Below are 21,715 nucleotides of genomic sequence, written 5' to 3' on the forward strand. Positions count from 1 at the left end.
CCTATATATCTAGGCCACCCATCAATCTGAAGTAATTCATAAGGACATTAAATGTCATTCCCAATTATCGCTGCCTTAGCGGTATTCATTGGTATTCTATTTTTTCTCTACGGACAGCAGAAAAAAGAAAACACACTTTCTCGCCTTGTTCTATTAGGTTTAGTTTTTGGTAGCGCATTCGGCCTAGGCTTACAGCTGCTATTTGGCGAAGGCAATCCGGCCATCAAAGAAACGTTGGATTGGGTAAATGTTGTTGGCAGTGGCTATGTTGGCCTACTAAAAATGGTGATCATGCCATTAGTATTGGTTTCAATGATTGCGGCCGTGGTGAAGCTTGAGAAAGGCGGTTCACTGGGCAAGATTTCTGGTATCACTATTTCAGTATTACTGGCAACAACGGCGATCTCTGCGATTGTGGGTATTGCAGTGGCTCAAGCATTCGGTCTTTCGGCAGAAGGCTTAACCGAAGGTGCTCGTGAAACGGCTCGTATCGCAACACTAGAAAGCCGCATGGGAAGCGTGTCCGACCTAACGATTCCACAAATGCTGGTTAGCTTCATTCCAACGAACCCGTTTGCAGATTTAACCGGTGCTCGCTCTACTTCAATCATCGCGGTGGTTATCTTCGGTGTGCTTACAGGTATTGCTGCTCGTAAAGTAATGGCTGAGAAAGAAGAACTAGAGTCACCAATTCGCACGTTCGTTGAAGCGGCTCAATCTATCGTAATGCGTTTAGTTAAGATGATTATGGCACTAACGCCATACGGCATCGCGGCATTAATGGCGAAAGTAGTCGCAACATCAAGTGCTTCAGATATCCTAAGCCTACTGGGTTTCATCGTTGCTTCTTACGTCGCAATCATCCTGATGTTTGTTGTTCACGGTGTGTTGGTCTCTTTTGTTGGTGTAAACCCTAAAGAATACTTCCAAAAAATCTGGCCTGTACTGACATTTGCTTTCACCTCACGCAGTTCTGCAGCAACGATTCCACTGAACGTTGAAGCTCAAATCACGAAGCTAAACGTGCCACCAGCAATTGCTAACCTGTCTGCAACTTTCGGTGCGACAATTGGCCAGAACGGTTGTGCGGGTATCTACCCTGCCATGCTAGCAGTTATGGTTGCGCCAACCGTGGGCATCGACCCAATGGACATCAACTTCATTCTGTCTCTGATTGCGATTATTACGGTTAGCTCATTCGGTATCGCGGGTGTAGGTGGCGGTGCAACTTTCGCAGCGCTTATCGTACTGCCAGCTATGGGTCTTCCAGTGACTATCGCAGCTCTACTTATCTCTATCGAACCACTTATCGATATGGCACGTACTGCGCTTAACGTATCAGGTGCAATGACAGCCGGTACGATTACAAGTCGTATACTGGGTAAGAAAGAACAAAAAGAGTTGGAGCAAGCGAACGCTTAATTCGACTTCCTTATCGATGAGCGATTAAAGCTCTTGGTATTAGTAAACAAAAACCGATGCACATGCATCGGTTTTTTATTATCTGGCTTTTATCAGAATCACTTTGTAAGCGACAGAACTTAAAGCACCAGCTGAATTACTTTCTCAGCTAATGCTTCATCGTCATCTTCACTCAATCCGCTGATACCAATAGCACCAATCACCTGCCCTCGACGTTGTATTGGAACACCGCCTTTGAAGCCAGTGATCTTTGAGTCTGTCCAGTAACTCAGGTCTTTCCCTGTTTCTCTTGCCCAAGCGCCTAAGTTGCCACTCGGTTGCCGATCTCGCGCTGAGGTATAGGCTTTGTTTTGAGCCAACAAACCTGCTTGCACGCTGACGTTGTCCATTCGAGAAAACGCGAGCAGTTCACCATGTGTATCACACACGCTCACCGCAATTGCTTGGTTGTTATGCCCCGCAATATCGAGCGCACTGTACACCAGTTGTTGTACTATTTTTTGATTCAACATAGTCATCCCCTATGGCAATGCCTGACCACGTGAATACACATATAAGTTGTACCACTCTTCACGACTTAAGGTAATTTGAGTCGCGGCTGCAGACGCTTTGATTCGTTCTAGATTAGTCGTGCCAATAACAGGCTGAATACTTGCAGGGTGACGAAGTAAAAACGCCAACACAATCGCTTCACTTTCAACACCATATTGATTTGCCAACTGAGCCACATAGTGCGCGGTCTTTTTCACGTGTTCATGTTCTGAATACAAGCCTTGCTCTGCAAAGCGACCTTGTGCCAAACAGCCCCAAGCTTGCAATTGAATCCCCTTCATTTGGCAATGCTCAAGTATGCCTGCAGCAAAATCAGAATGATGGTGACCTTGCGAATTAATCATCACCCCATCATTAAGCCAATCAAGCTTTGCCAAGCTCATTTCAATTTGATTCGCCACAATCGGCTGACCAAGTGCAGATTGTAGATACTGAATTTGATGACTGTTCATGTTCGACACGCCGAAGAAATCGACCTTACCCTGTGCTTTCAAATCTTCTAGCGTTCTTGCCAGTTCATCCAACTCCATGAGCGGATCTGGGCGATGCAAAAGCAACACGTCGAGCTTTTCTGTATTCAAGCGATTCAGAATACCCTCTACCGATTGACCTACCCAATCTGCCGAGAAATCATAACGGCCAACGTTGCCCTCGCCTTCAAAACGAATACCACATTTAGATTGAATGAACATCTGATCACGCAATTCAGGGGCTTGTTGTAATGCTTGACCAAAGACTTGCTCTGCTTTGCTGAAGGTATAAATGTCAGCATGGTCGAACAGATTGATCCCCGACGCTAATGCTGTGTCAATTACGCTGCGTGTTTGCGCTACATCAGCCGCCGTTACTGGATTGTCGTTCCAACCACCACCAAGCCCCATGCATCCATAGGCGACTTGCCCAACATTCGATAGATGGTTTGATAGTAGGATGTTCTTTTGATTATCATTTTTGTTCGTTGAATCCATGCTGTTCGTCATACCTGATCTCGCTTAGAAGGTTTGATGCCAATAAATATGCCTCTATCATATTGTTCTTTTTAGAAAACAGAATATGCTAGTTACGAATTGATTGTTTGATATGACGAACAATAGGATTGACCAGTTTTGAAGGAATACGCACATGAATGAGCACAAGAGAATAGAACGACTGATCCTATTTGTAGAACTTGCTCAGCAACTTAACTTTACCAAGGCAGCAGAGAAACTTGGCATATCGAAGAGCTACCTTTCAGAGCAAATCAAACGACTAGAGAGCGACTTGCAGTGTCCTCTTCTTGTAAGAACTACGCGCAGCGTTCGATTAACCCAAGAAGGCGAACGTGCCTTACAACAAGGCTTAACCATTCGCTCTCAAGTATTGCAGCTCGAGCGCAGTGTTTCAGAGCAACACGACATCGTTAAAGGTACATTACGGCTGACGGCGCCAAAGATGTTTACCGAGGTGTTTCTATTCGACATCTGCCAACAATTTAGAGAACAATACCCAGAGGTTCGCTTCGAGATAAACAGCAGTTACACCAACTTCAATCTTAATCAAGATGATATCGATATCGCCTTTCGTGCTACTAACACCCCACCTGAAAACATGATCGCCAAGCGTTTAATTACCTATCAACATGATTTAGTTGCGACGCCCGGTTACCTCGATCAGTTTGGACGCCCCACCAGCGCACATGAGTTAAATGACCACCAATGTTTGGCAACACTGCATCAAACAGAGTGGCCGTTAAAGTCTGCAAACATTGATGTATCAGGTTGGCTTTCAAGCAATGACAACCATTTGCTTAAACAGCAGGCGATGACAGGCAGTGGCATCATTCGAATCGCGAGTTATTACGTTGATAAAGAAGTTGCGTGCGGAGAGTTAGAACGAGTATTACCTGACGAGTGCCTACAGCAAGGCAACAGCATTTATCTGTTCTACCCACAAGTCATATATCCGGCAAAAAAACATCAAATGTTCATTAAGTTTGTTCAGAATTACTTTGATCGCTTGAGCTAAGTTGAGTTGAGTTGAGTTGACGAATTTAAAAAATGAAAAGTTGATGAATAAATAATTTAAATAACACGAAATAAGGTTTAAATAACCCTCCTGATTTATATGCCTATATTTCAGAGGGATTAATAGAACAATAATAAAGCGTTTTAGTTACTACTATCGCGAGTATTAATCGTTAATAGGAAGAAATCGTGCATTTGTTCAACAATACAATGAGTTAGCTATGAAGTATCATCATAATTGATATATCATGCAACGCTTCAACATGCTACACCACCTTGGCACCAGTTCGATAACGGGATCCTCATGAGCTTTATTATACTTTTACTTCTTCTGCTATTCGTTGGCATTACACGTTTACTTCAATGGCGAACAACTTCTACTTTTTTATCTCTTCTTCTTATATCGTCATTTGTGTTGATTGGTTCAGGTTTGATCCCTCGTTATTTATTAGACGACCTACAAGCGAATTATGAAAGTAAGCCTGATATCCAATGGTCTGACAATAACGCCATTGTTCTTCTGGGTGCAGGCACGCAACTAATTAAAAGCACGCAAGAGTTCGAGCCAGCCTTTTTCTCTTTTGGCCGAATCAGCGAAACCGCAAGCCAATATAAAGATTGTGCCAAAGCGCAAACCACATGCAAAGTGATCATCAGTGGTGGTGATGCTCAGAATAACGGCGTTACAGAGGCTGAAGTTTATGAACAGCAACTGCTTAGGCTTGGTGTTCCAGTAGCCGACCTTATCCAAGAACCGAACAGCGTCAACACTTGGAAAAATGCACAATTGACGAGCGACCTAATGAAACATCACCAATTCGACAAAGTTGTTCTGGTTTCATCTGGCCTACACATTCGTCGTAGTGAACTCTATTTCAACCACTTTGGACTGAATGTGATTCCAGTAAGAGCCGATTACATGGCGGCTCAGATTTCATGGTTGCCACTATGGTACAACTTTGCAGTGACAGACTTTGCCCTGCACGAACAAATAGGCTTCGCTCGATACCGTGTCTATAACTTGATGGGTTGGAACAGTAAGCGAGAAAAGCCAGGCGATGCTTAATCACGTTTAATTAAGTTAACTAGAGCGATACAAACAAAAATGCAGCAACAATCGAAAGGTTGTTTGCTGCATTTTTTGATCCTACCTATCACAACATCCTTTCTTATTCTGACTTACGCCTTTGCTCCCCCATCCAGTCAGCAATCAATCCTTTTAATCAACCTTGCTGACCTATTTTTCCAAGCCCATCCCCTTAATAACAAAGTTATAGAAACACAAACGTTCAATAATTAACCACCCATTAATTGGTTAGTTGAAACTAAATGAAATCAAGCAAAATAAAGCCTTATCAAGTAACAAGTTAATTACTGTAGCTATCTGATATTTATGAGGATTTATTTTCAATTCATTTCAGTACTTTTGGCTTTGTTTTATATGACAAAGTACTCGCCGCTAGGGGCCCTCGGCTTCACAATAATATAAATACAATTTAATAATCGATTCTAATAAAAATAGCCATAAAATGGCATTTAGGAAATTATTCATGCTTAACGTCAGTAAAACCATGCTATTCAGCGCTGCCCTATCTTTAATATCCTTTACGGCTCATTCAAAGATTTACTCTGACCAAATCGTCTTAGATAAACTCGGCGACGATAGTTGCCGTTCAGACTATCGCCCGCTGAATAAGTTTGAGGCTCAAGAACATAAAACGGCTCTTATCTCTCGTATGAACGTGTGGGAGATTGCTGGTCTTCAAGACGATTGGGTGATCATGGGTTCCGGCTATCATGGACTCATTAAACAAGGACAATCAACCGACAACACTTGGTGTTATCCAAACTCGCCGGATGCTGGTCTCCCTTATTACGATGAACAAGCTATTCAAGAGAACCACAACCTTGAGGTTCAAAGAGCTTTGGTTAGCGATAATGCTAGCTTTATCAGGCCATTAAGTTACTTGGCCCACAACCTTGGTTTTGCGTGGGTGGGCGGCGACAATGGCCGCTATGTAGGGCAAGACATGTCAGTCAAACAGCTTAATAATGGCTGGGAAATCAAAGGGAATAGTGACGGAAGTTGCACCAACAATCGTTGTGACGAAAAAACAAAAATCACGATCGATAAATTCTCTTACACCCTCGATGGCAACGCATTTTGGCATGGTTTAATTACAGAACCGGACCAAGAGCTGATCAAAACCGTTTCTGCCTACGCAATTAATGAAAGTAATGAGCCTAAGCAGATCATCGTTGACCTTCAGTTTGAGCAATCAACTCGTTGGCAAAAAACCAATAGCTTTGACCTTGCTGATTCGGTGATCATTTCTGATAACTTTAGCTGGCCACAAGTCGGAAAAACGGACGTAAGAGTGTTGCTAGAGGAAGGCCAACGTTTCTCTGAGAGCAATCATGGATCTCGTTCTGAAGCGACTGAACTGCAAGCTATCATTACGGTTCCCGCGAATTCAGTATTGCCCTTTCAAGTCGAGTTCTTACGCTCGACAATCTCTTACCCTTACCGCATAAAAGCTGAGATGAGTTACGACGTTAACTTTACTGGCTTCCTTCGCTTTAGCGGCAATGCACTCAGCAATCACCCGACAAATCGTCCAACTGTTTCCCACACCTTCACCATGGGCACCAACAGTGAAAAACAAGCGAACATCCGCTACCAATGGGATCACCGCTATATTCCTGGAGAAATGAAATGGTGGGATTGGAGTTGGGCTATCAACACCAATGGATTGAGCAGCATGCAATATGCCGCAGGAGCAAGTTTGCGTCCGTTCTACACTTACGTATCAGGTCAATTCAGTGCTGAATCTCAATATTCAGGCCTGATCGATATCGGTGAAGAACACTCTGTCGACTCATTCGATGCGATGAGCGCACTGAACAATCATAAAATCTACTATGTCGGTGATGTTCAGGTGGTAACTGACTTTGATTCTGAAATCCTCGCACAGCTGGGATATAAAGATGCACAACTAACGATAAACCCAACACAACGATAAGCCCGCCAAGCTAGCTTACGATAGCGATAGCAACAATGACTCTTCCAAGCCCACAGCACTCGCTTTGGGCTTGATTTTTCTTAACTGAATTGTTCTTAATTTCTTTATCTTCGGTTCACCAAGCTCACTCAATCACGTCTAAAACATCATGCTCTTGAATCATTCCACACTGACTTAAAAGTGAAATCACAACGAAACAAAAGTTTGAGTTAATGGGGCCGGTTATACACTGGGATTCCATCAGGAGGATCTATGAAACACTGCCCATCTTGTTCAACTGAACTGGTCGCAAGAGACGATGTACAAATTTGCCCACGCAATGAAATCGGCGACTGCTATTTTGATGGCTATGAGCAATATCAGATCGAATATCATCAACTTAAAAACAGCCAACAAGACTCAACTTTCGACATCGCAGACATTGTTGCCGACTAGCAGGCCAAAGCCTTAGTCGGTAACTTACTTGCTTACCTACTTATCAGTAAGGCGGTCGTAAGTGAGACACTGGCAACGAATTATTTCTCAAATATAGAGACGCGACCGGTTCAAATGAACCCGCAAATAATTCTATGCAGTTGCCAACATTGAAAAAGCCCCGGTGCAAGACGCATCGGGGCTTTTTAATACTTCTTCAACGCCACAAGTAATTGACGAATTAGATAGTGGTTTAGTCGAGGACTACCACATTAGATCATCTGGGATCACGAAATCTTTGTACGGGTCATCTTCGTCTACTTCATCAGAGCTTGAAGCTTGAGTATCAACAATAGATTCTTCGTCACGCATCGCGATCTTGTTCGCTACCGCAGTAGGGATAACAACATAGCTTTCGCCTTGACGCGCGATACTTAGGATACCTTTACTTAGTTGCTTTTGAGTCAGGTCTTCTACGTAAAGGTATTTAACTAACGTACCATCGGTGAAGTTGTATTTGATCTCACCATTCTTCTGTTCGATCTTGTTCATCTCAATCAGTTGCTTCACTTGAGCTTTAATTTCTTTGCTCAACTGCTGTTCTTTCAACTGTTGGTTTAACTCTTTGTCTTTCGCTTGCTGCGCCAGTTTAGTTTCTTCTGCTGCCGCTTTTGCTTCACGAGACTGAACGCGAGACTTTTTAGAGCCCTTCTTCGCCTTCTTTAATTTTTTCTCATTTACCAAGCCAGCTTTAAGCATTTGCTCTTGGAGTGTTAACTTTGCCATGACTTTCCCAGTTCAGGATTAAAAACGACACTATCATACCTGTTTTTGAGGAATCTGTTTACTGAACAATGGCAAAATTTATGCTGATAGAGCAAGGCCGCTAGCGTTATCCCTTATCGTGATTCATAGCATCCATTTCTGGTTATTTCCCGACCTATGATTTCCACAAAAACACACCGCTAGTGACTTACCCTCAAATCCAAATCGTTCCTCTGTTTGTTAGCGTGCGCGCGTATCACTTATCATTCCGACAAAGCAATATGTTAATTATCAATGAGTAAACGATTTTATAAAACCATGGCATATATCTAATATTTGGATAATTCTGATAGAGTTATAACTCCAATGTCATAACTCTTTACTACGTTATTCTTTAAACCAATCAGTAAGGATAACGTGAAAATGAAAACTCAATGGACTTGCCTGAGTGCATTACTTGCATCAGCTTCATTCATTTCAACCTCGGCTATTGCAGATACCGATGTGTATCTGACCAACAACACCAATCAAGTGATGACGATTCAAACCAATCATACCGGTACCGACTTACTGCAACTTGGCGATGAGTGGCAACAACACGTTGAGCAAATTGGTCCGTGGGAGACGAAAAAACTGATCAGTTTCAATCGCTGGACAGGCGTAAAGTCCGGTAAAACGTACGAGTTTGACACAGTGGTATCAAACTCTATTGGAGAAAGTGTCACGCTCAATCAAACCATGGAAGGACATTGGTACAACTCAACACTGCAACACGGCTTGAGCGCGGCAGACGTCGACTTAACGCTGCATGATGATCGTAATATTCATCGTAGTTCAACCGATGCTTTTGATGTAAATACTGAACTTGCCTTCAAAGCTGATAACACCGCTCGATACGATGATATTCACTACACCATCACCCCACAGAAAGTAGATGAGCAACCCGAACCGGATGCCAACACACTGAAAGTGATGACCTACAACATCTGGGCTCTACCGGCTATCGCTTCGCACATCGGTGATCGTTACGACCTCATCCCTCAATACGTTAAGGGCTACGACGTGTTAGCGCTTCAAGAAGTGTTTGCCAACGGACGCGATGAGTTCCTGCGTGAACTGGCAAAAGAATACCCTTACCAAACCAAGATGCTCGATAAAGATGGCATCAACATCTATGACGGCGGCGTGATCATTGTGAGCCGCTACCCTATCGTCAACGAAGCGCAATACGTGTTCCCTGATTGTACAGGCACAGATTGCTTCGCTGACAAAGGGGTGAATTACGCTGAAGTCATCAAAAACGGTCAGGCTTACCACGTGTTTGGCACTCACACCGCCTCATTCGATACGGACACAGCTCGTGACTACCGACAGCGACAATTTAAACAAATGCGTCAGCTTGCTCAATCACTGGAAATACCAACTTCAGAAACGGTTATTTACAGCGGTGACTTCAACGTGAACAAGCTGAAGTTCCCAGGCGACTACCAGCAGATGTTCGCTAGCCTACAAGCCGATGAGCCAGAGTATTCAGGTTATACCGCTTCCACCTTTGATCCTCGCATCAACAACTTTGCTGGCGAACCTATGTCTGGCGGGGAAAATGTTGAATACTTGGATTACGTGGTGGTGAGTTCGGAGTACGCACAAAAAGCTCACAACAATAACCGCGTTGATGTTCCTCGCTCTACAAGCAGTAAATTATGGAAGCACTACAACCTTTCAGACCACTTCCCTGTTAGTGCTGTCATCAAGTAGCGCGGTAAACGGATAATGCCTCGAGTTATATTAATCCTAATGCTCGTCGCTGTGACGAGCATTGTTGGCTATTCATGGTCATCAAAATCGATTGAAACATCGCAATCTTCTGTCCAACACACAGAAGCAAAAAAGCACGTTTCTAAAACGACTGATGACAATAGTCCCCCATCAAAGACAGCAAACTTTTCAGACAATCCCGTTTCGCAAGGCAAACAAGTCCAAGCTGACAACCTGCACGGAAAAGCGTATGCAGAAAACCTAATTGACCTTGAAGGTAAAGCGCTGCTGAATGAACTCGATGAGTTTTGGACACTTTGCCAACAAGTCGGCAATTGCACTGAACAACTCGCGCAGTTGAACACTGAGTTACCGATAGAATGGTTTGAACTATTAAGTGATTACCCCAAGCTCTCCGCTGATTGGCAAGTAAGGGAAAGCACGATTCCATTAGAATCCGTTGACTCCTTGGAGGCACGTGTTGAGCTGTTTAAACAATCTGCACAAGAGGTTTGGGGAGAGTTAGCCCACCAGCTATTTGCCGATCAATTTGCGCATCTGGACTTTACGCTCAGAGCAAACACGCTTGAGGAAGTTGAGCCTACTGAGTTTGTCTTGCACTACCAAGATTTGCTCGCGGAATGGGAAAGTAAAACAGGAACATTAAACGCAGAAACTCAGGCTCAAAAATACGAGCTTGCTGTCTCACTGCTGCCAAACAACTACAGCTCCACTGAATTAGCGACTATCAAGGCTGAACTTCAAAGGACATATTTAGATGCCGAACAAGCTAATAATATCGCCGCGCGTGAACAACAAGTGGCGCAACAACAGCAGACGGTAATGACCTATCACGACCAACTTGATCAATTGAAATCGAGCTTAGATTCTCAACGTTCTGCCAGTCATGCCAATTGGGATACTCAGGAATGGGACAGCTATTATCAACAGCAAGTAACTGAATTTCGCGAGCAGTTCTTTAGTAAATAGATCTCGATTATGGTCATAACCAGATTAAGTAAGACCGTCACGAAACTGCGCGGGCGTTTTACTCAACCAACCTTTAAACGCCCTTCTGAAGTTTGCAGGATCGCTATAACCGAGCCTTTCACCTATGTCGTCGATACTCATGGTAGTGCCGAGCAACAGTTCTTTGGCTAACTCGACACGGACTTCAGTGAGTAGCATTTGATAACTCGAATTGTGGGTAACCAGTTCTCTACGCAGTGTACGAGAACTGCAACCAAACTCTTCTGCGAGTTGTTCAATATTAGGAAAGTTGCCTGCGGTTTGGTAAAAGACCGTTTTGATCTGGTTAGTCAACAGATGCTCAGAGTCCAACGTCCCCACTATCGACTGACAAGACGTGAGATAGCGTTTTAACGTTGCGGCATCATGTGTAGTTAATGTTTGTGATAAAACCGAGGCGTCGAAGCGCAGCTCACAGGCACTATGTCCGAACGTCACCGAACACTTAAAGCGTTCATCATAGAGCTTGGCATAACTTGGTTCAGCATAAGGGAAAGACAACACTTTAATTGCTAACGCATCGCCAGTTAATTCTTGGAACAAAGAGAGGATTGAGCTTAAGAAATATTCGTTGCAGAACGGAAGTAGATCCCCAACCTCCAAGGTGTTTTCAATTTGAATTACCGCGTCTTCAACGTCAACAATCAACTTAACTGAAAAGATAGGCCCGTTTAAGCGGAGATACTTAAAACCTGACTTGATAGCCTCGCCTACATTTTGACTGGTCGATAAGGCATACCCCAACACACCAAAGTGGCTCAAGCTGGCATTTTCTCCCAACCATAAACCCAAACCATCATGTGGAAAACTTTGGTTAGCCGCACTGAAGATGGACAGTTTATCTGCGTAAGTCAGCTTCCCATTTGGGTTTTGCCAATCTAGGTTATCTAAGCCAACGCCAGCAAGCAGTTTTTCACTATCCACACCTCTTTGCTCTAGCGTATTAAGCAGCAGCACTACATCCAATGAACCCAATTGATGTCGATGCTCTGTTGGCATGTACTCCGCGATAACTTCCAATCGAATCTCCTTATATTGAGTCTATTTCCAAACTCATGACCACTTCGCATAAACAATCCATACTGACAAAATCGTGATTGATAGCCTGTTCTTGTCCGATTATGACCTCCCAATTCTACGTTACTCGTCGCACAATGCTGTTAATTGTTAAATTTATGTGAACCATCGCAATGATAGAAACCAACCCTGCTCCACACAGTTTTATTGATTCTAATGGTCAGCCGACGATTGGGCATTTCGATGGCATTCCAAAACATCTCAACATAGAAAAATTCGACTACCGAAACTCCATGGATGCCAAAGCCAACCCGTGGCAAAAGCACTTCCATTACAAGCAATTTCAATTTGTCAGTATTGTTACCGAGACTCACATAATCGGCGTGGCCATTGTAGACATTCGCTACTTGGGTTCGGCGTTTTGTTACGTCTACGATATCCAGAATAACGAGTTAGAAGAGTGTTCATGGTTACGACCATTTGGCTTTGATAAACAAGTAACGAGCTCACCCTTTGAAGGCATCACACACATCGCAGGGCAAAGAATTGGGTTTTATATTGAGAACGGACAATGGAAAGTGTTACTCAACACGAAACTCATTAAAGGCAAAATTTGCTTAGAGCCAGAAAGCGAAAGCCTACCCATGGCGATGTGCAGCCCAACAGGTTACTCAGGTTGGACCTACACCCAAAAGCATAACGCGTTAAAAGTAACGGGCAGCCTTGAGATTAATCAACAGCCTATCTCCCTAGAGCAAGCTCGTGCTGGGTATGATTTCTCTGCGGGATACATGAGACGCGAAACCAGCTGGCGCTGGGCGAGCATCAACGCGAAATCCAATAATACAAATATTGGCCTCAACCTTGCGGCAGGTGTCAATGAAACCGGAGGGTGTGAAAACGTATTGTGGGTGAATGGCACCAGACACTTGCTCAATGCCGTGCAGTTTACGTTTAGTCGTAAAGATACGGATTTACCTTGGCAGATAACCTCGCAAGATGGTCGTATTAACCTGACTTTTACTCCCCTCAATAAGCGCAGTGAGAAGCTCAACTTGTGGCTGCTAAAGAGTAACTTCCGCCAGTTTATCGGTCACTTTTCTGGATCGATTCAAGACAACGACAGCGTAACTCACCAACTCGATAATGTTCTCGGCCTGACCGAAGATCATTTCGCTCGTTGGTAATAAAACGCATGAACCAAGATTCCAACTCCGATTCTCAGGCTCTTAGGATATGGTTCTCAAATATAGCTGACTCTCAAATACAGATAGTAGAATAGGAACAAGAAATGAATATCGATGCACTAATCAATCACCCAGAATGGCTGCTGTTGGTATTAGCTCCTTTGTTCATGATCTGTATGTTGGCCGAGTACTTCATTGGCCAGAAACAAGGCCGATTGCCTGAGAATTCTAGCTACAAGCTGTCGGAAGTGATTTGTAATTTCACGTTAGCAGGCATGCATCAACTCTCCGATTTATTAACCGGACTCGTGATCGTTCAGCTTTATCTGTGGTTATTTGGTTGGCACTTATTGGACATTGAAATGGGCGTGTTGAGTTTCATTGTGTTAATGGTTCTGCAGGACTTTTTCTATTACTGGTTTCACAGGGCAAGCCACCGCGTTCGCTGGATGTGGGCGGCACACGTGGCACACCATAGTTCAGAAAGCATGAACTTCAGTACGGCTTTCCGTCAAAGCTTAATGTACCCACTTGCTGGGATGTGGCTATTTTGGGTGCCGTTAGTCATTATAGGTTTCGATCCTAAATGGGTGATCTTTGTGGTGCTTCTGAACTTAGGTCTGCAATTCTTTGTACATACTCAATGGGTACGAAGCTTAGGGCCATTTGAATATATCTTGAACACCCCTTCGCATCACCGGGTTCATCACGGTAGAAACCCGCAATACATCGATAAAAACTACGCGGGCGTTCTTATTATCTGGGATAAGTTATTTGGTACGTTTGAACCTGAAATCGAAATGGTGCGTTACGGCGTCACTAAACCTGTAGGCAGTTTCAACCCGATAACGGTGACCTTTCAAGAATGGAAAGCTATCTTCAATGATTTGCGAAACCAAAAGCTGACAATGAAGCAGAAAGTAAAATTAATGCTCTCGCCGCCTTCTGATTGACACCCTTAGTCTAGAAATAAAAAGCCCGCACAACGCGGGCCATCCATTAAGTTTATTTCCAACGCCACTGACTACCGTTGATATCAGCTCCCACCAACCAAGTACGTTCATTCCACTTTAGTGAGTTCGCCAAGCCATTCTTAAGCTGACCATTATCCCATCGCCATTGTTGAGTCTCGTGATTTCGGCACGCCTCTAAGCTGATATCAATGCCATTTTGGTCAAGACACATAGTTGGATCGGCTTTGTTGATCAACTTGCCATCCGAATTCATTTTCCACTTTTGATTGTCACCATCGTGACAGCGCCAACCATAAATGACTAAACCTGATTTAGAGCCATCGACCTCGGCATCTAAGCATTTCAATCCATCTTCTGACTCAGTAACAATGCCTCGCCATTCAACACCGGTCTCCGTGCCACTCGATGCTTCAAACAAAGCGTTTACGACCGATGTTAGTGGTTGAGTACTGCGTGATGCTCTGCGAGCGTTATCTTGCCAAGATTGAGGAACAGGCTGTGTAATATCCCACTGACCTTGGCCATCGTAGTAAGACTTAGCCACCGCTTGAGGAGTCGGTGTCCATAAAAAGTCTGGATGTCGGTTCTGATACCATTCACCACCGATTGCGTTGCCATTCTGGTCAAGTTCCAGATCGTAGTAATAAGTGACGTTGGTAATGCCATCGAAACGAGGCGAGTCACTGGTTCTATGGGTTGGGGACATCTCAACCACATAACTGACCACCATCTGAACGCCAACCACGCTTTGGGCATTTGAAGAACGGTAACTAGAAAATCTATCTTTACGGTAATCACTCAGGTCAATGGTTACTGCTGCTGGTTGAGAAGCAGTTTGGTTCGTTTGCGGGTTAAAATAGGTCACCTTATAACCAACAACAGGTTGATTCCAAACCTGATAGTCGTAGGTTGAGTCCATGATTAAGCTGCGTTTAGAAATCCCCAGCTGATTTAGGATAGATAAGTGCCAACTGGCTGGGTTGGTATCTACACAATTTGGGTCGACAACACGCCCATTTTCATCTCTCGCCGGGTCTTTTGCGTTGCAGCGACCACCAATAAAGCGGGAATTGAACGGCGCTTCAGACCATAACAAGGTCCCAAGTGCTTTGATATCTGAAGGGTAGAAAGTAATCGGCTCTCCATTCGCGTCAGGTACAATCAGCGATTGCTTTGGTCGAGGAAGCATATATGCGGCAGGTGCCCAACCATGACAAAGGCCCATCCAGCGCTCCACATGGCCACGAGACTCATAATACCCCTTACCCGAATCCCACGAACGTTGAGTCAGAGTAAAATCCCCATCTCCAACCAGGAGATCATATTTTTCTGCTGGCGACAAATCATCACGGTCTTTGCCCTGATAATACTCCAGTGGTTTTTGCGAATGACTGAAGTTGAAATAATCTTGCCAATTGTTCGCTCTAAGTTCCTTATCGGCATAACGCCAAGCAAGCGCACCAGAATACAGAGGCCAATAGGTATCTGACCAAGGTTGAACATCAAGTCGTGTTTGATTAGGTACCACTCGAGCCAATTGGTTTAAGTTGCGAATCAGATCATTCCCAGCGTCAACCAAACGAGCTGGATTATCGTTTTGTCGAATAGGTGACAATAAGAATTCTGATATTTGTGAATTTGCTTCCCCCCTTCTCATTATGGTGTCTCTCATCAAGTCTCGATGGCGACTCATATACTCAGAGTTATCGGCAGAGATAACATGACCACTTTTTTCAGGAACAGCATCCATGACTGCTTGGGGAGATTCATGAAACGCTTCCATGAATTCAGTTACTTGTGAATCACTCGCGGTTGCGGCATATGGGAGCATCGCTGAAAATAAAGTTACGATCGTTTTCATTAAAATTTCTACTCTCTCAGTTACTATTGTTATTGATAATAATTACCATTAACAGGAAAAAGTAAGCAGAGTGGTTCGCTTTATGGGATAAATCAATTTCACGATCGTGCAAATAAATCAAACTGTGATTCGCTTTCGAATAACACCTTCATTTATCTTCTTAACTAATTAGAGCGCGAATTATCTATAAATAATCAAATAGATAGAGAATAAGAATATTAAGCAAAGCGCATACTATGTATAATTAAAAGCTATTAAAACAACGATTGTTATTACTAAAATGAGTTACTCACATATTCACTACATGCTTGCCCTTTGCCTTACTGCAATACCATTTACCTCACTTGCCGCCCTCAAATATAACGCCCAGTATTACAGTGCTGATAGCATTGAAGCCGTTCTTGAAGATATGTCCGACCCAGGATTCGAATCGAATTATGGAAACTTCGCTAAGATTCGGTCGCAGCTTCACCAACAAGCAGGAATGCAGAACCAACACCTAAATTCTAGTGAGGTTGACGCGCTAGAAAGGTATCAAGATGATGCATATCAGCCGATAAGAAAAGGCTTAGCGCAAGGGAGAATGGACTCGGAGACAGAAGCCTTAATCAATGAAATAGACTCTGCGTTCGAACATGGCATCAAGTACAAAGGGACAGTATTTCGTGGGGAGAGCTTACTCTCCGCTTACGGAGACACCGTAAAAGTTGGAGATATCGTCAGTCCCAATTCCTACCTATCTACGTCTATCTCGAAAACAGCCTCTTATACTTTTCATAATGGGCAACTTTCTCGATTTGAGCTTAACCTTGGTCAACATGGCATCGTGATACCCACGGTGCGCGATGATGAACTAGAAGTACTCATTAATAGAAACTCTCTGTTTGAGGTCACTGCTATCAATACCACGCCGGAGGGAAATCAGGTGATTTATCGTGAAATGTCAGCAGAACAAGTCGGCATGCGCCCTATAAAAGATCTCCATTCAGGAGAAACCCTCACGGTCGCGGAAGCCTGTGTCTACTAGTGAGCGTTAAGATAAAGGCTGAGAACATCGATTCTCAGCCTCAACTAGCATTAATAGACCTTATGAAAGTCGATCAGCTGGAATGTTAAGTCGCTCACCCAAAAGTCACCGTCTAAATCGGCTCCTTGAACGTACCTTTTGTCGCCCATCTCTAGGGTGATCATGTATTTTCCAGCGATCAGTCCTTCTACCATGTAAAAGCCATCGCTCTCTATTTCGCTCGAATATTCAGTTCCTTTCTGGATATGTTTGAAGTGCAGATACGCATTGCTTTCGATTACGCCTTCCACTGTGCCATCAACACCAAATGACACCACCATCTCGATATTCGCGTGAGTCAATCCCACCTGCTTGGTATTGACAATCACAGGGTTTTGAATCGGTGTGAGGTTCAAATCGAGCGCCCCTTCATCAATATAGATGGGGAGATTACTTCGGGCCGGAACACTCGAAAACTCAAAGTGACCTTTTGAATCACTGACCGCGCGTTGATCGAGTATTTGTAGGCTTACCCCAGCTATCGGTTGTTTGTGGTGATCATAGACAATGCCAGTCAACTTAGAATGGTTGTATCGGTTCCATTCGACAAACTCTCCGATGTTTTCATCAAAGTACGTTTTGGCCCCAAATTCCGTGGTCATTTCCACGCCGTAACGGTCTTCGGTTCCTTCCAGCTTAAACAGTAAGTAAGGATTCACACGCGCTTCCAAGGAGGCCGTAAACGACACATCCTGTTTCTGATAGCGTGCTGATACGTTCGTGGTGAGTTCTTGGAATAGGTTAAAAGGATCAAGCACACACTCTTTGCATGCATTTCTTAAAGAGAGTTCGGTTCTTTCATGATGACCTGAACCATTAACCGTTCCAGAGATATTCCACGACGTATCAGAAAAGCCACTTTTGGCGAGTTCGACTGTGTGTAAATAACTGTCTTCATGAGAGTCTTTTATGTATTGATAATCGCCGGCATAAGAGAGGAACAAATTACGGGACACCTTGGCGTTAACTTTGGGTTCAACACTGAGCTCGTCTTCATCGTCTCTGACCGTTAAAAATGCCGTGAGGTTTGCAAGCGACAAGTTGTATTTGAATACGTCGTATTCCATCGAATCCAAGTCTAATTCATCGGTTTTATTGAGCTCAATTGACGCTGACTGGTCGCCACCTAACAAGATATCAAACTCCATTGGAAAGCGATTGAAATCAGGCAACCATCCGATATGACCTGCAAACCAATGTGTCGGTAAATATCGCCCCTGAAAACCAACCAAGTCTTTGCCATGTTGCCTCATGAAAGCGCTCCCCACGGTAAAGTAATCAGCAAGGCCATATTCCAGAGCTACGGCACCCGCTCTGTCTGCACCTTCATTACCGACCACTTGCACGCCCCACTCGTTGCGTGGCAAAAATGCATCTTCTAAACCGGCGACAGTAATCTCTTCTTCCTGCCAGACCCCTTTCGATAAGTAATAGCGAAACTTAATGGTGTCACCCGGTGAGATGTTGTCTTCTTCAATAACGAAACGTCCAAACTCATCAGAACGATAAGTCGTTTGATAGATGCCGTTAACCAGCACATCGATACTGATGTTGGGTTGGGTCGTCCGTTCCAGTTGCAAGTTGCCAAATTCAGGTTGACGCTTTCGGTTGGTGTAATAGAGCCCATCTTCGAGTGTTTGATTGACGGTAAAAACGCTGCCATCTAACAAAACATGGCCGATTTCAAGAGAGCCTTCTCCTTCATGCGCCTCAACCGCAATGTTGTAATAAACGATAGGCTGATCTTCTCGTGAATCAATAGACAGTCGAGACAAGGAGTGTTCAGTACTTAAAATGGTGTCAGAGATGGCGTAAACATCGCCGCCAGTTTCACTATCATGATAAACAGAAGCTGCAACTCTCGTCGCTAAACCCACAGTCGCAAGCGGTTCTATCGCTGGAATGTTGCCCGCGCGCTTTAAGTTTTCCGCTTTCTTACGGGATTCATTTTTGATCTTTGAGATCACCGCTTCTAATTCGGTCAACGAGCTAAATTCTGGAGAGACCGTTAACCGATAGTCATCAATGTCCCACCGGATTTTGGCGGGAATGCAGGCTTGTAAGCTGTACCAATGGATGTAGGTTTCCGAGTCGATCACTTCAAATTTGATTGACTGGATATTGTTGTCATCGCGATAACAGACGGCTTGCTCGGTATCGACAATATAGGGAGGAGACTCTCTACCCACATCTTGTGGCAGGTAGATTTCGCAATAGCCGTTTTCATCGCATTGCCCATTCATCTCTAACAGAGAAAATGCAGTATTCGATATCGAAATAAACGGTTCTTCGTAGTCATCCATCATGACACGATAAAAGCTATCGCCGACTTGCCCAACTCGAACTTCAATATGAGCAGGATAAAGTTCAGTCGCCTCGCTTTCCTCTTCTGACTGCGAATGAGCGACAAGTGGAAACAGGGAGCAAAGCAAGGCAACTCGACAAGCCAAATGTTGAAACATGGATCTTGTAGTCACTCAGTCGGGCGTACAATCACTGGCAACACACAGTTCAAGCTACAATACACATTCGTACAAGGATTGGTCGTTTTGCACCAATGAAACCTTTGAACCTTTCGGGAACGGCTTGGTTAACTCGGCATTACGAAGTAACACCACTTTTTCGCTATGTTCATCGACATTCAATTTAGCGCTGAACTGAAACTTGCCGTCATTAGTGATCTTGAGGTTTTGGTTATCGCATTGAAACTTCACATCTTGTACCTGTTCGCCTTTCTGAACGTAAACCGGTACATAGCTGTTGATATGGAAGTTAAGCTGAAACGCTGAACCGTTGTTAGAACGAACCTTTCGGGATAAATCAGGCGCTGCAGCTTCTGATGCTTTTGCGATAGGTGAAAACCATAAGTAAGCTCGGTATTCGCCATCAGGCATATCGGCTGGCAAGGCGTTCATACGTAAGCGAACGGTTCGTCTTTGATTGGGTTTCAGTTCACGAATAATCGGTGGTGAGACTTTAATCCAATTGGCGATGTTTTCAGACTCAGCAATATTGGCGTCGGTGCGAACCAGTCCATTGGCCTTTACTGGTCGATAGATAGGTTTGATCTCCAATCGAATCGGTTGATCTGAATTATTCTCCACCACGATTTTTTCCGTTATGGAGGTATCAGCGTCTAGAACAAAACGAGTGGGAGCGATTAGGAGTTGAGCATAGGCTTGTGCCGTGAAAAGTAAGCCGAGAACGCATGAGATAAACAACTTCATTTATAATTAACCTCAAAAGGGATAGTGCTGGTATAAACGCCAGCAGGATGATTGGCGCCGATTTTCACTCTCGCACCAATGCACAGTAATTTGCTTCTTCCATTGCCTTTTATTTTGGCTCTGCCTCGCTTTGATAAACCGCAGCCAAAATAGAACTTTTTAATACGAAGACGTTTAGATTTACGAGAATGGTTGAGGTACTGCTTAGAAGGGAGAGAAACCACGATTTTTTTACCTGGCTCGCCTTCAACATAAAAACGCACCACATAGATCTGACTACTAGCCGGATTAGCATCGGCATTTTGACCCGACCCAGAGATATACATACCCGGAAATTTCACTTCCATATTTTCAGGAATGATTTCTAGAGCATGAAATGGGCTTGAATAAAAAAATCAGGCCTATAAGTATCGAATATTTTAATAGAGACTTCATAGTAAAAGCGGCTGCTATACAACAGCCACAATATTATACTTGTTTCATTTAATTACTGGTAAGTAACATCGACTGCAACGTTTGCAGTATAAGTACCAGCAACTAGAGTTGCACTTGAAGTACGTGCAGTGCCACCAATATTAAGATTCGCAGTACCACCCGTAAGGGTTATAGCATTATTAAAGTCGAATTCTGCTGCAATCGTATTTACACCGTTAGCCAAGTTAGTATCAGAAATACTTACTGTTACCGCATCACCAGACTCTCCTGAAAGCGTAAATGCCGCAGCTCCTGCATCACCTTGAGCGATAACAACATCTGTTGTGTTATCTGAAGTGATGATACCGAAGTCCAAATCGCTCGTTTTTGTCATTGTAATTGCTTGTTTTACTTCTAGTGTTGCATCAAAAGTGTCACTCACAGCGAAAGCGTTCGCTGAAGAGATAGAAAGTGCAGATACAGCAACAACCTTAAAGACTTTGTTCATTTCTTTAATCCTTTATATAAATCGGCTTTATTATTAGGGTTACCTAACAGTCAATCAAAGTTAACAATTAAGTAACAACAATCCTATTTAGAAAATATATACATTGACACTTATTTATAAAGAAATGAGGCGCAGTGAGAATAAGATCACGCAAATTGATATAAATAACACTAGCAAAAATAATGGTATTTACTTATTTCCATCAGTCAGATATAAAACTGGTTTTACATTTAATTCCTTTGTTTTTGTACGCCATTATTTTTATAGAATATAATTTAATTAAAATAACCACAAAATAAAGGGGAGCAATAAACACTTATTTAATTAAGGTTATTTATTATATAGATCATCGTATTGCAATATAGTCTCAAAAATGAAACAAGGTAATATTAATCTCAAACTGTAATAAAAGTGAAATATTATCACCCCTTGTATTATCCAATTAAAAAAAGGTGTATATAAAGTATTAAAAATGAGACAAGTAGAACTCACCAA

The 21,715-nt window shown here is 43.4% G+C and carries 19 protein-coding genes; 10 read left to right on the top strand and 9 right to left on the bottom strand.

What is annotated here, in order from left to right:
• The first annotated feature begins 51 nt into the window (after positions 1–51).
• The gene (locus tag BCT49_RS10870; RefSeq protein WP_102435221.1) at positions 52–1,422 is read left to right on the top strand and encodes an L-cystine transporter; all 1,371 of its coding nucleotides are present in this window, start codon (positions 52–54) and stop codon (positions 1,420–1,422) included.
• A gap of 119 nt (positions 1,423–1,541) precedes the next feature.
• Here BCT49_RS10870 and BCT49_RS10875 read toward each other — a convergent pair whose 3' ends face one another.
• Together BCT49_RS10875 and BCT49_RS10880 are read right to left on the bottom strand one after the other, a co-directional pair.
• Complete coding sequence (locus tag BCT49_RS10875; protein ID WP_102435222.1) at positions 1,542–1,934, bottom strand: GlcG/HbpS family heme-binding protein; 393 nt, start codon at positions 1,932–1,934, stop codon at positions 1,542–1,544.
• 9 nt (positions 1,935–1,943) lie between these two features.
• Positions 1,944–2,954, bottom strand: coding sequence for an aldo/keto reductase (locus tag BCT49_RS10880; RefSeq protein ID WP_102435223.1), 1,011 nt, complete (start codon positions 2,952–2,954; stop codon positions 1,944–1,946).
• A 142-nt stretch (positions 2,955–3,096) separates the two neighbouring features.
• On the opposite strand from BCT49_RS10880, the gene BCT49_RS10885 reads away from it, so the two are divergent.
• The 4 genes from BCT49_RS10885 (at position 3,097) to BCT49_RS10900 (ending at position 7,435) form a co-directional block, all read left to right on the top strand.
• Complete coding sequence (locus BCT49_RS10885) at positions 3,097–3,978, top strand: LysR family transcriptional regulator (protein WP_102435224.1); 882 nt, start codon at positions 3,097–3,099, stop codon at positions 3,976–3,978.
• A 303-nt stretch (positions 3,979–4,281) separates the two neighbouring features.
• Complete coding sequence (locus BCT49_RS10890) at positions 4,282–5,043, top strand: YdcF family protein (RefSeq protein ID WP_102435225.1); 762 nt, start codon at positions 4,282–4,284, stop codon at positions 5,041–5,043.
• Positions 5,044–5,527: 484 nt separating this feature from the next.
• Entirely contained in the window at positions 5,528–7,000 is a 1,473-nt protein-coding gene (locus BCT49_RS10895) for an aerolysin family beta-barrel pore-forming toxin (RefSeq protein ID WP_102435226.1), read from the top strand.
• Between the two features lie 252 nt (positions 7,001–7,252).
• A complete protein-coding gene (locus BCT49_RS10900; RefSeq protein WP_102435227.1) occupies positions 7,253–7,435 on the top strand; it encodes a hypothetical protein in 183 nt (60 codons plus the stop codon).
• A gap of 243 nt (positions 7,436–7,678) precedes the next feature.
• On the opposite strand, the gene BCT49_RS10905 is transcribed toward BCT49_RS10900, so the two are convergent.
• Complete coding sequence (locus BCT49_RS10905) at positions 7,679–8,200, bottom strand: DUF2058 domain-containing protein (RefSeq protein WP_004734880.1); 522 nt, start codon at positions 8,198–8,200, stop codon at positions 7,679–7,681.
• Between the two features lie 402 nt (positions 8,201–8,602).
• On the opposite strand from BCT49_RS10905, the gene BCT49_RS10910 reads away from it, so the two are divergent.
• Together BCT49_RS10910 and BCT49_RS10915 are read left to right on the top strand one after the other, a co-directional pair.
• Positions 8,603–9,937 carry a sphingomyelin phosphodiesterase gene (locus BCT49_RS10910; RefSeq protein ID WP_102435228.1) on the top strand — a complete coding sequence of 445 codons (1,335 nt, stop codon included), beginning with the start codon at positions 8,603–8,605 and terminating at the stop codon, positions 9,935–9,937.
• A 39-nt stretch (positions 9,938–9,976) separates the two neighbouring features.
• Positions 9,977–10,927, top strand: coding sequence for a chromosome partitioning protein ParA (locus BCT49_RS10915; RefSeq protein ID WP_102435229.1), 951 nt, complete (start codon positions 9,977–9,979; stop codon positions 10,925–10,927).
• Positions 10,928–10,951: 24 nt separating this feature from the next.
• On the opposite strand, the gene BCT49_RS10920 is transcribed toward BCT49_RS10915, so the two are convergent.
• Positions 10,952–11,986, bottom strand: a complete 1,035-nt coding sequence (locus BCT49_RS10920) for an AraC family transcriptional regulator (RefSeq protein ID WP_102435230.1) — start codon at positions 11,984–11,986, stop codon at positions 10,952–10,954.
• Between the two features lie 170 nt (positions 11,987–12,156).
• On the opposite strand from BCT49_RS10920, the gene BCT49_RS10925 reads away from it, so the two are divergent.
• Positions 12,157–13,170, top strand: a complete 1,014-nt coding sequence (locus BCT49_RS10925; RefSeq protein WP_102435231.1) for a DUF2804 domain-containing protein — start codon at positions 12,157–12,159, stop codon at positions 13,168–13,170.
• A gap of 104 nt (positions 13,171–13,274) precedes the next feature.
• Positions 13,275–14,123 (top strand): sterol desaturase family protein, encoded by an 849-nt coding sequence (locus BCT49_RS10930; protein WP_102435232.1) that lies wholly within the window; start codon positions 13,275–13,277, stop codon positions 14,121–14,123.
• A gap of 52 nt (positions 14,124–14,175) precedes the next feature.
• On the opposite strand, the gene BCT49_RS10935 is transcribed toward BCT49_RS10930, so the two are convergent.
• Positions 14,176–16,005: a ricin-type beta-trefoil lectin domain protein gene (locus BCT49_RS10935; protein WP_102435233.1), complete on the bottom strand. Its 1,830-nt coding sequence runs from the start codon at positions 16,003–16,005 to the stop codon at positions 14,176–14,178.
• A 280-nt stretch (positions 16,006–16,285) separates the two neighbouring features.
• Here BCT49_RS10935 and BCT49_RS10940 point away from each other — a divergent pair, with 280 nt between their 5' ends.
• Positions 16,286–17,032, top strand: coding sequence for an ADP-ribosyltransferase (locus BCT49_RS10940; RefSeq protein ID WP_102435234.1), 747 nt, complete (start codon positions 16,286–16,288; stop codon positions 17,030–17,032).
• 50 nt (positions 17,033–17,082) lie between these two features.
• Here BCT49_RS10940 and BCT49_RS10945 read toward each other — a convergent pair whose 3' ends face one another.
• From BCT49_RS10945 to BCT49_RS10960, 4 genes are all read right to left on the bottom strand, one after another.
• Positions 17,083–19,533: a carboxypeptidase-like regulatory domain-containing protein gene (locus BCT49_RS10945; RefSeq protein WP_102435235.1), complete on the bottom strand. Its 2,451-nt coding sequence runs from the start codon at positions 19,531–19,533 to the stop codon at positions 17,083–17,085.
• Between the two features lie 54 nt (positions 19,534–19,587).
• Positions 19,588–20,298, bottom strand: a complete 711-nt coding sequence (locus tag BCT49_RS10950) for a fimbrial biogenesis chaperone (RefSeq protein ID WP_102435236.1) — start codon at positions 20,296–20,298, stop codon at positions 19,588–19,590.
• On the bottom strand, positions 20,295–20,624 hold the full coding sequence (locus BCT49_RS10955) for a DUF4402 domain-containing protein (protein WP_102435237.1): 330 nt from the start codon (positions 20,622–20,624) through the stop codon (positions 20,295–20,297). Before BCT49_RS10955 ends, BCT49_RS10950 begins: the two co-directional genes overlap by 4 nt.
• 161 nt (positions 20,625–20,785) lie before the next feature.
• The gene (locus BCT49_RS10960) at positions 20,786–21,220 is read right to left on the bottom strand and encodes a DUF4402 domain-containing protein (RefSeq protein WP_102435238.1); all 435 of its coding nucleotides are present in this window, start codon (positions 21,218–21,220) and stop codon (positions 20,786–20,788) included.
• Positions 21,221–21,715 lie beyond the last annotated feature (495 nt).

The sequence above is a fragment of the Vibrio lentus genome, assembly GCF_002875945.1.
GTDB classification, from domain to species: Bacteria; Pseudomonadota; Gammaproteobacteria; order Enterobacterales; family Vibrionaceae; genus Vibrio; species Vibrio apostichopi.

Bases quoted from the DNA above. Each gene is read 5' to 3' on its own strand.
- BCT49_RS10895 (WP_102435226.1), top strand. From the start codon at position 5,528: ATGCTTAACGTCAGTAAAACCATGCTATTCAGCGCTGCCCTATCTTTA.
- BCT49_RS10900 (WP_102435227.1), top strand. From the start codon at position 7,253: ATGAAACACTGCCCATCTTGTTCAACTGAACTGGTCGCAAGAGACGAT.
- BCT49_RS10930 (WP_102435232.1), top strand. From the start codon at position 13,275: ATGAATATCGATGCACTAATCAATCACCCAGAATGGCTGCTGTTGGTA.
- BCT49_RS10890 (WP_102435225.1), top strand. From the start codon at position 4,282: ATGAGCTTTATTATACTTTTACTTCTTCTGCTATTCGTTGGCATTACA.
- BCT49_RS10935 (WP_102435233.1), bottom strand. From the start codon at position 16,005: ATGAAAACGATCGTAACTTTATTTTCAGCGATGCTCCCATATGCCGCA.
- BCT49_RS10870 (WP_102435221.1), top strand. From the start codon at position 52: ATGTCATTCCCAATTATCGCTGCCTTAGCGGTATTCATTGGTATTCTA.
- BCT49_RS10905 (WP_004734880.1), bottom strand. From the start codon at position 8,200: ATGGCAAAGTTAACACTCCAAGAGCAAATGCTTAAAGCTGGCTTGGTA.
- BCT49_RS10880 (WP_102435223.1), bottom strand. From the start codon at position 2,954: ATGACGAACAGCATGGATTCAACGAACAAAAATGATAATCAAAAGAAC.
- BCT49_RS10875 (WP_102435222.1), bottom strand. From the start codon at position 1,934: ATGTTGAATCAAAAAATAGTACAACAACTGGTGTACAGTGCGCTCGAT.
- BCT49_RS10910 (WP_102435228.1), top strand. From the start codon at position 8,603: ATGAAAACTCAATGGACTTGCCTGAGTGCATTACTTGCATCAGCTTCA.
- BCT49_RS10915 (WP_102435229.1), top strand. From the start codon at position 9,977: ATGCTCGTCGCTGTGACGAGCATTGTTGGCTATTCATGGTCATCAAAA.
- BCT49_RS10885 (WP_102435224.1), top strand. From the start codon at position 3,097: ATGAATGAGCACAAGAGAATAGAACGACTGATCCTATTTGTAGAACTT.
- BCT49_RS10950 (WP_102435236.1), bottom strand. From the start codon at position 20,298: ATGAAGTTGTTTATCTCATGCGTTCTCGGCTTACTTTTCACGGCACAA.
- BCT49_RS10960 (WP_102435238.1), bottom strand. From the start codon at position 21,220: ATGAACAAAGTCTTTAAGGTTGTTGCTGTATCTGCACTTTCTATCTCT.
- BCT49_RS10955 (WP_102435237.1), bottom strand. From the start codon at position 20,624: ATGTATATCTCTGGGTCGGGTCAAAATGCCGATGCTAATCCGGCTAGT.
- BCT49_RS10940 (WP_102435234.1), top strand. From the start codon at position 16,286: ATGAGTTACTCACATATTCACTACATGCTTGCCCTTTGCCTTACTGCA.
- BCT49_RS10925 (WP_102435231.1), top strand. From the start codon at position 12,157: ATGATAGAAACCAACCCTGCTCCACACAGTTTTATTGATTCTAATGGT.
- BCT49_RS10945 (WP_102435235.1), bottom strand. From the start codon at position 19,533: ATGTTTCAACATTTGGCTTGTCGAGTTGCCTTGCTTTGCTCCCTGTTT.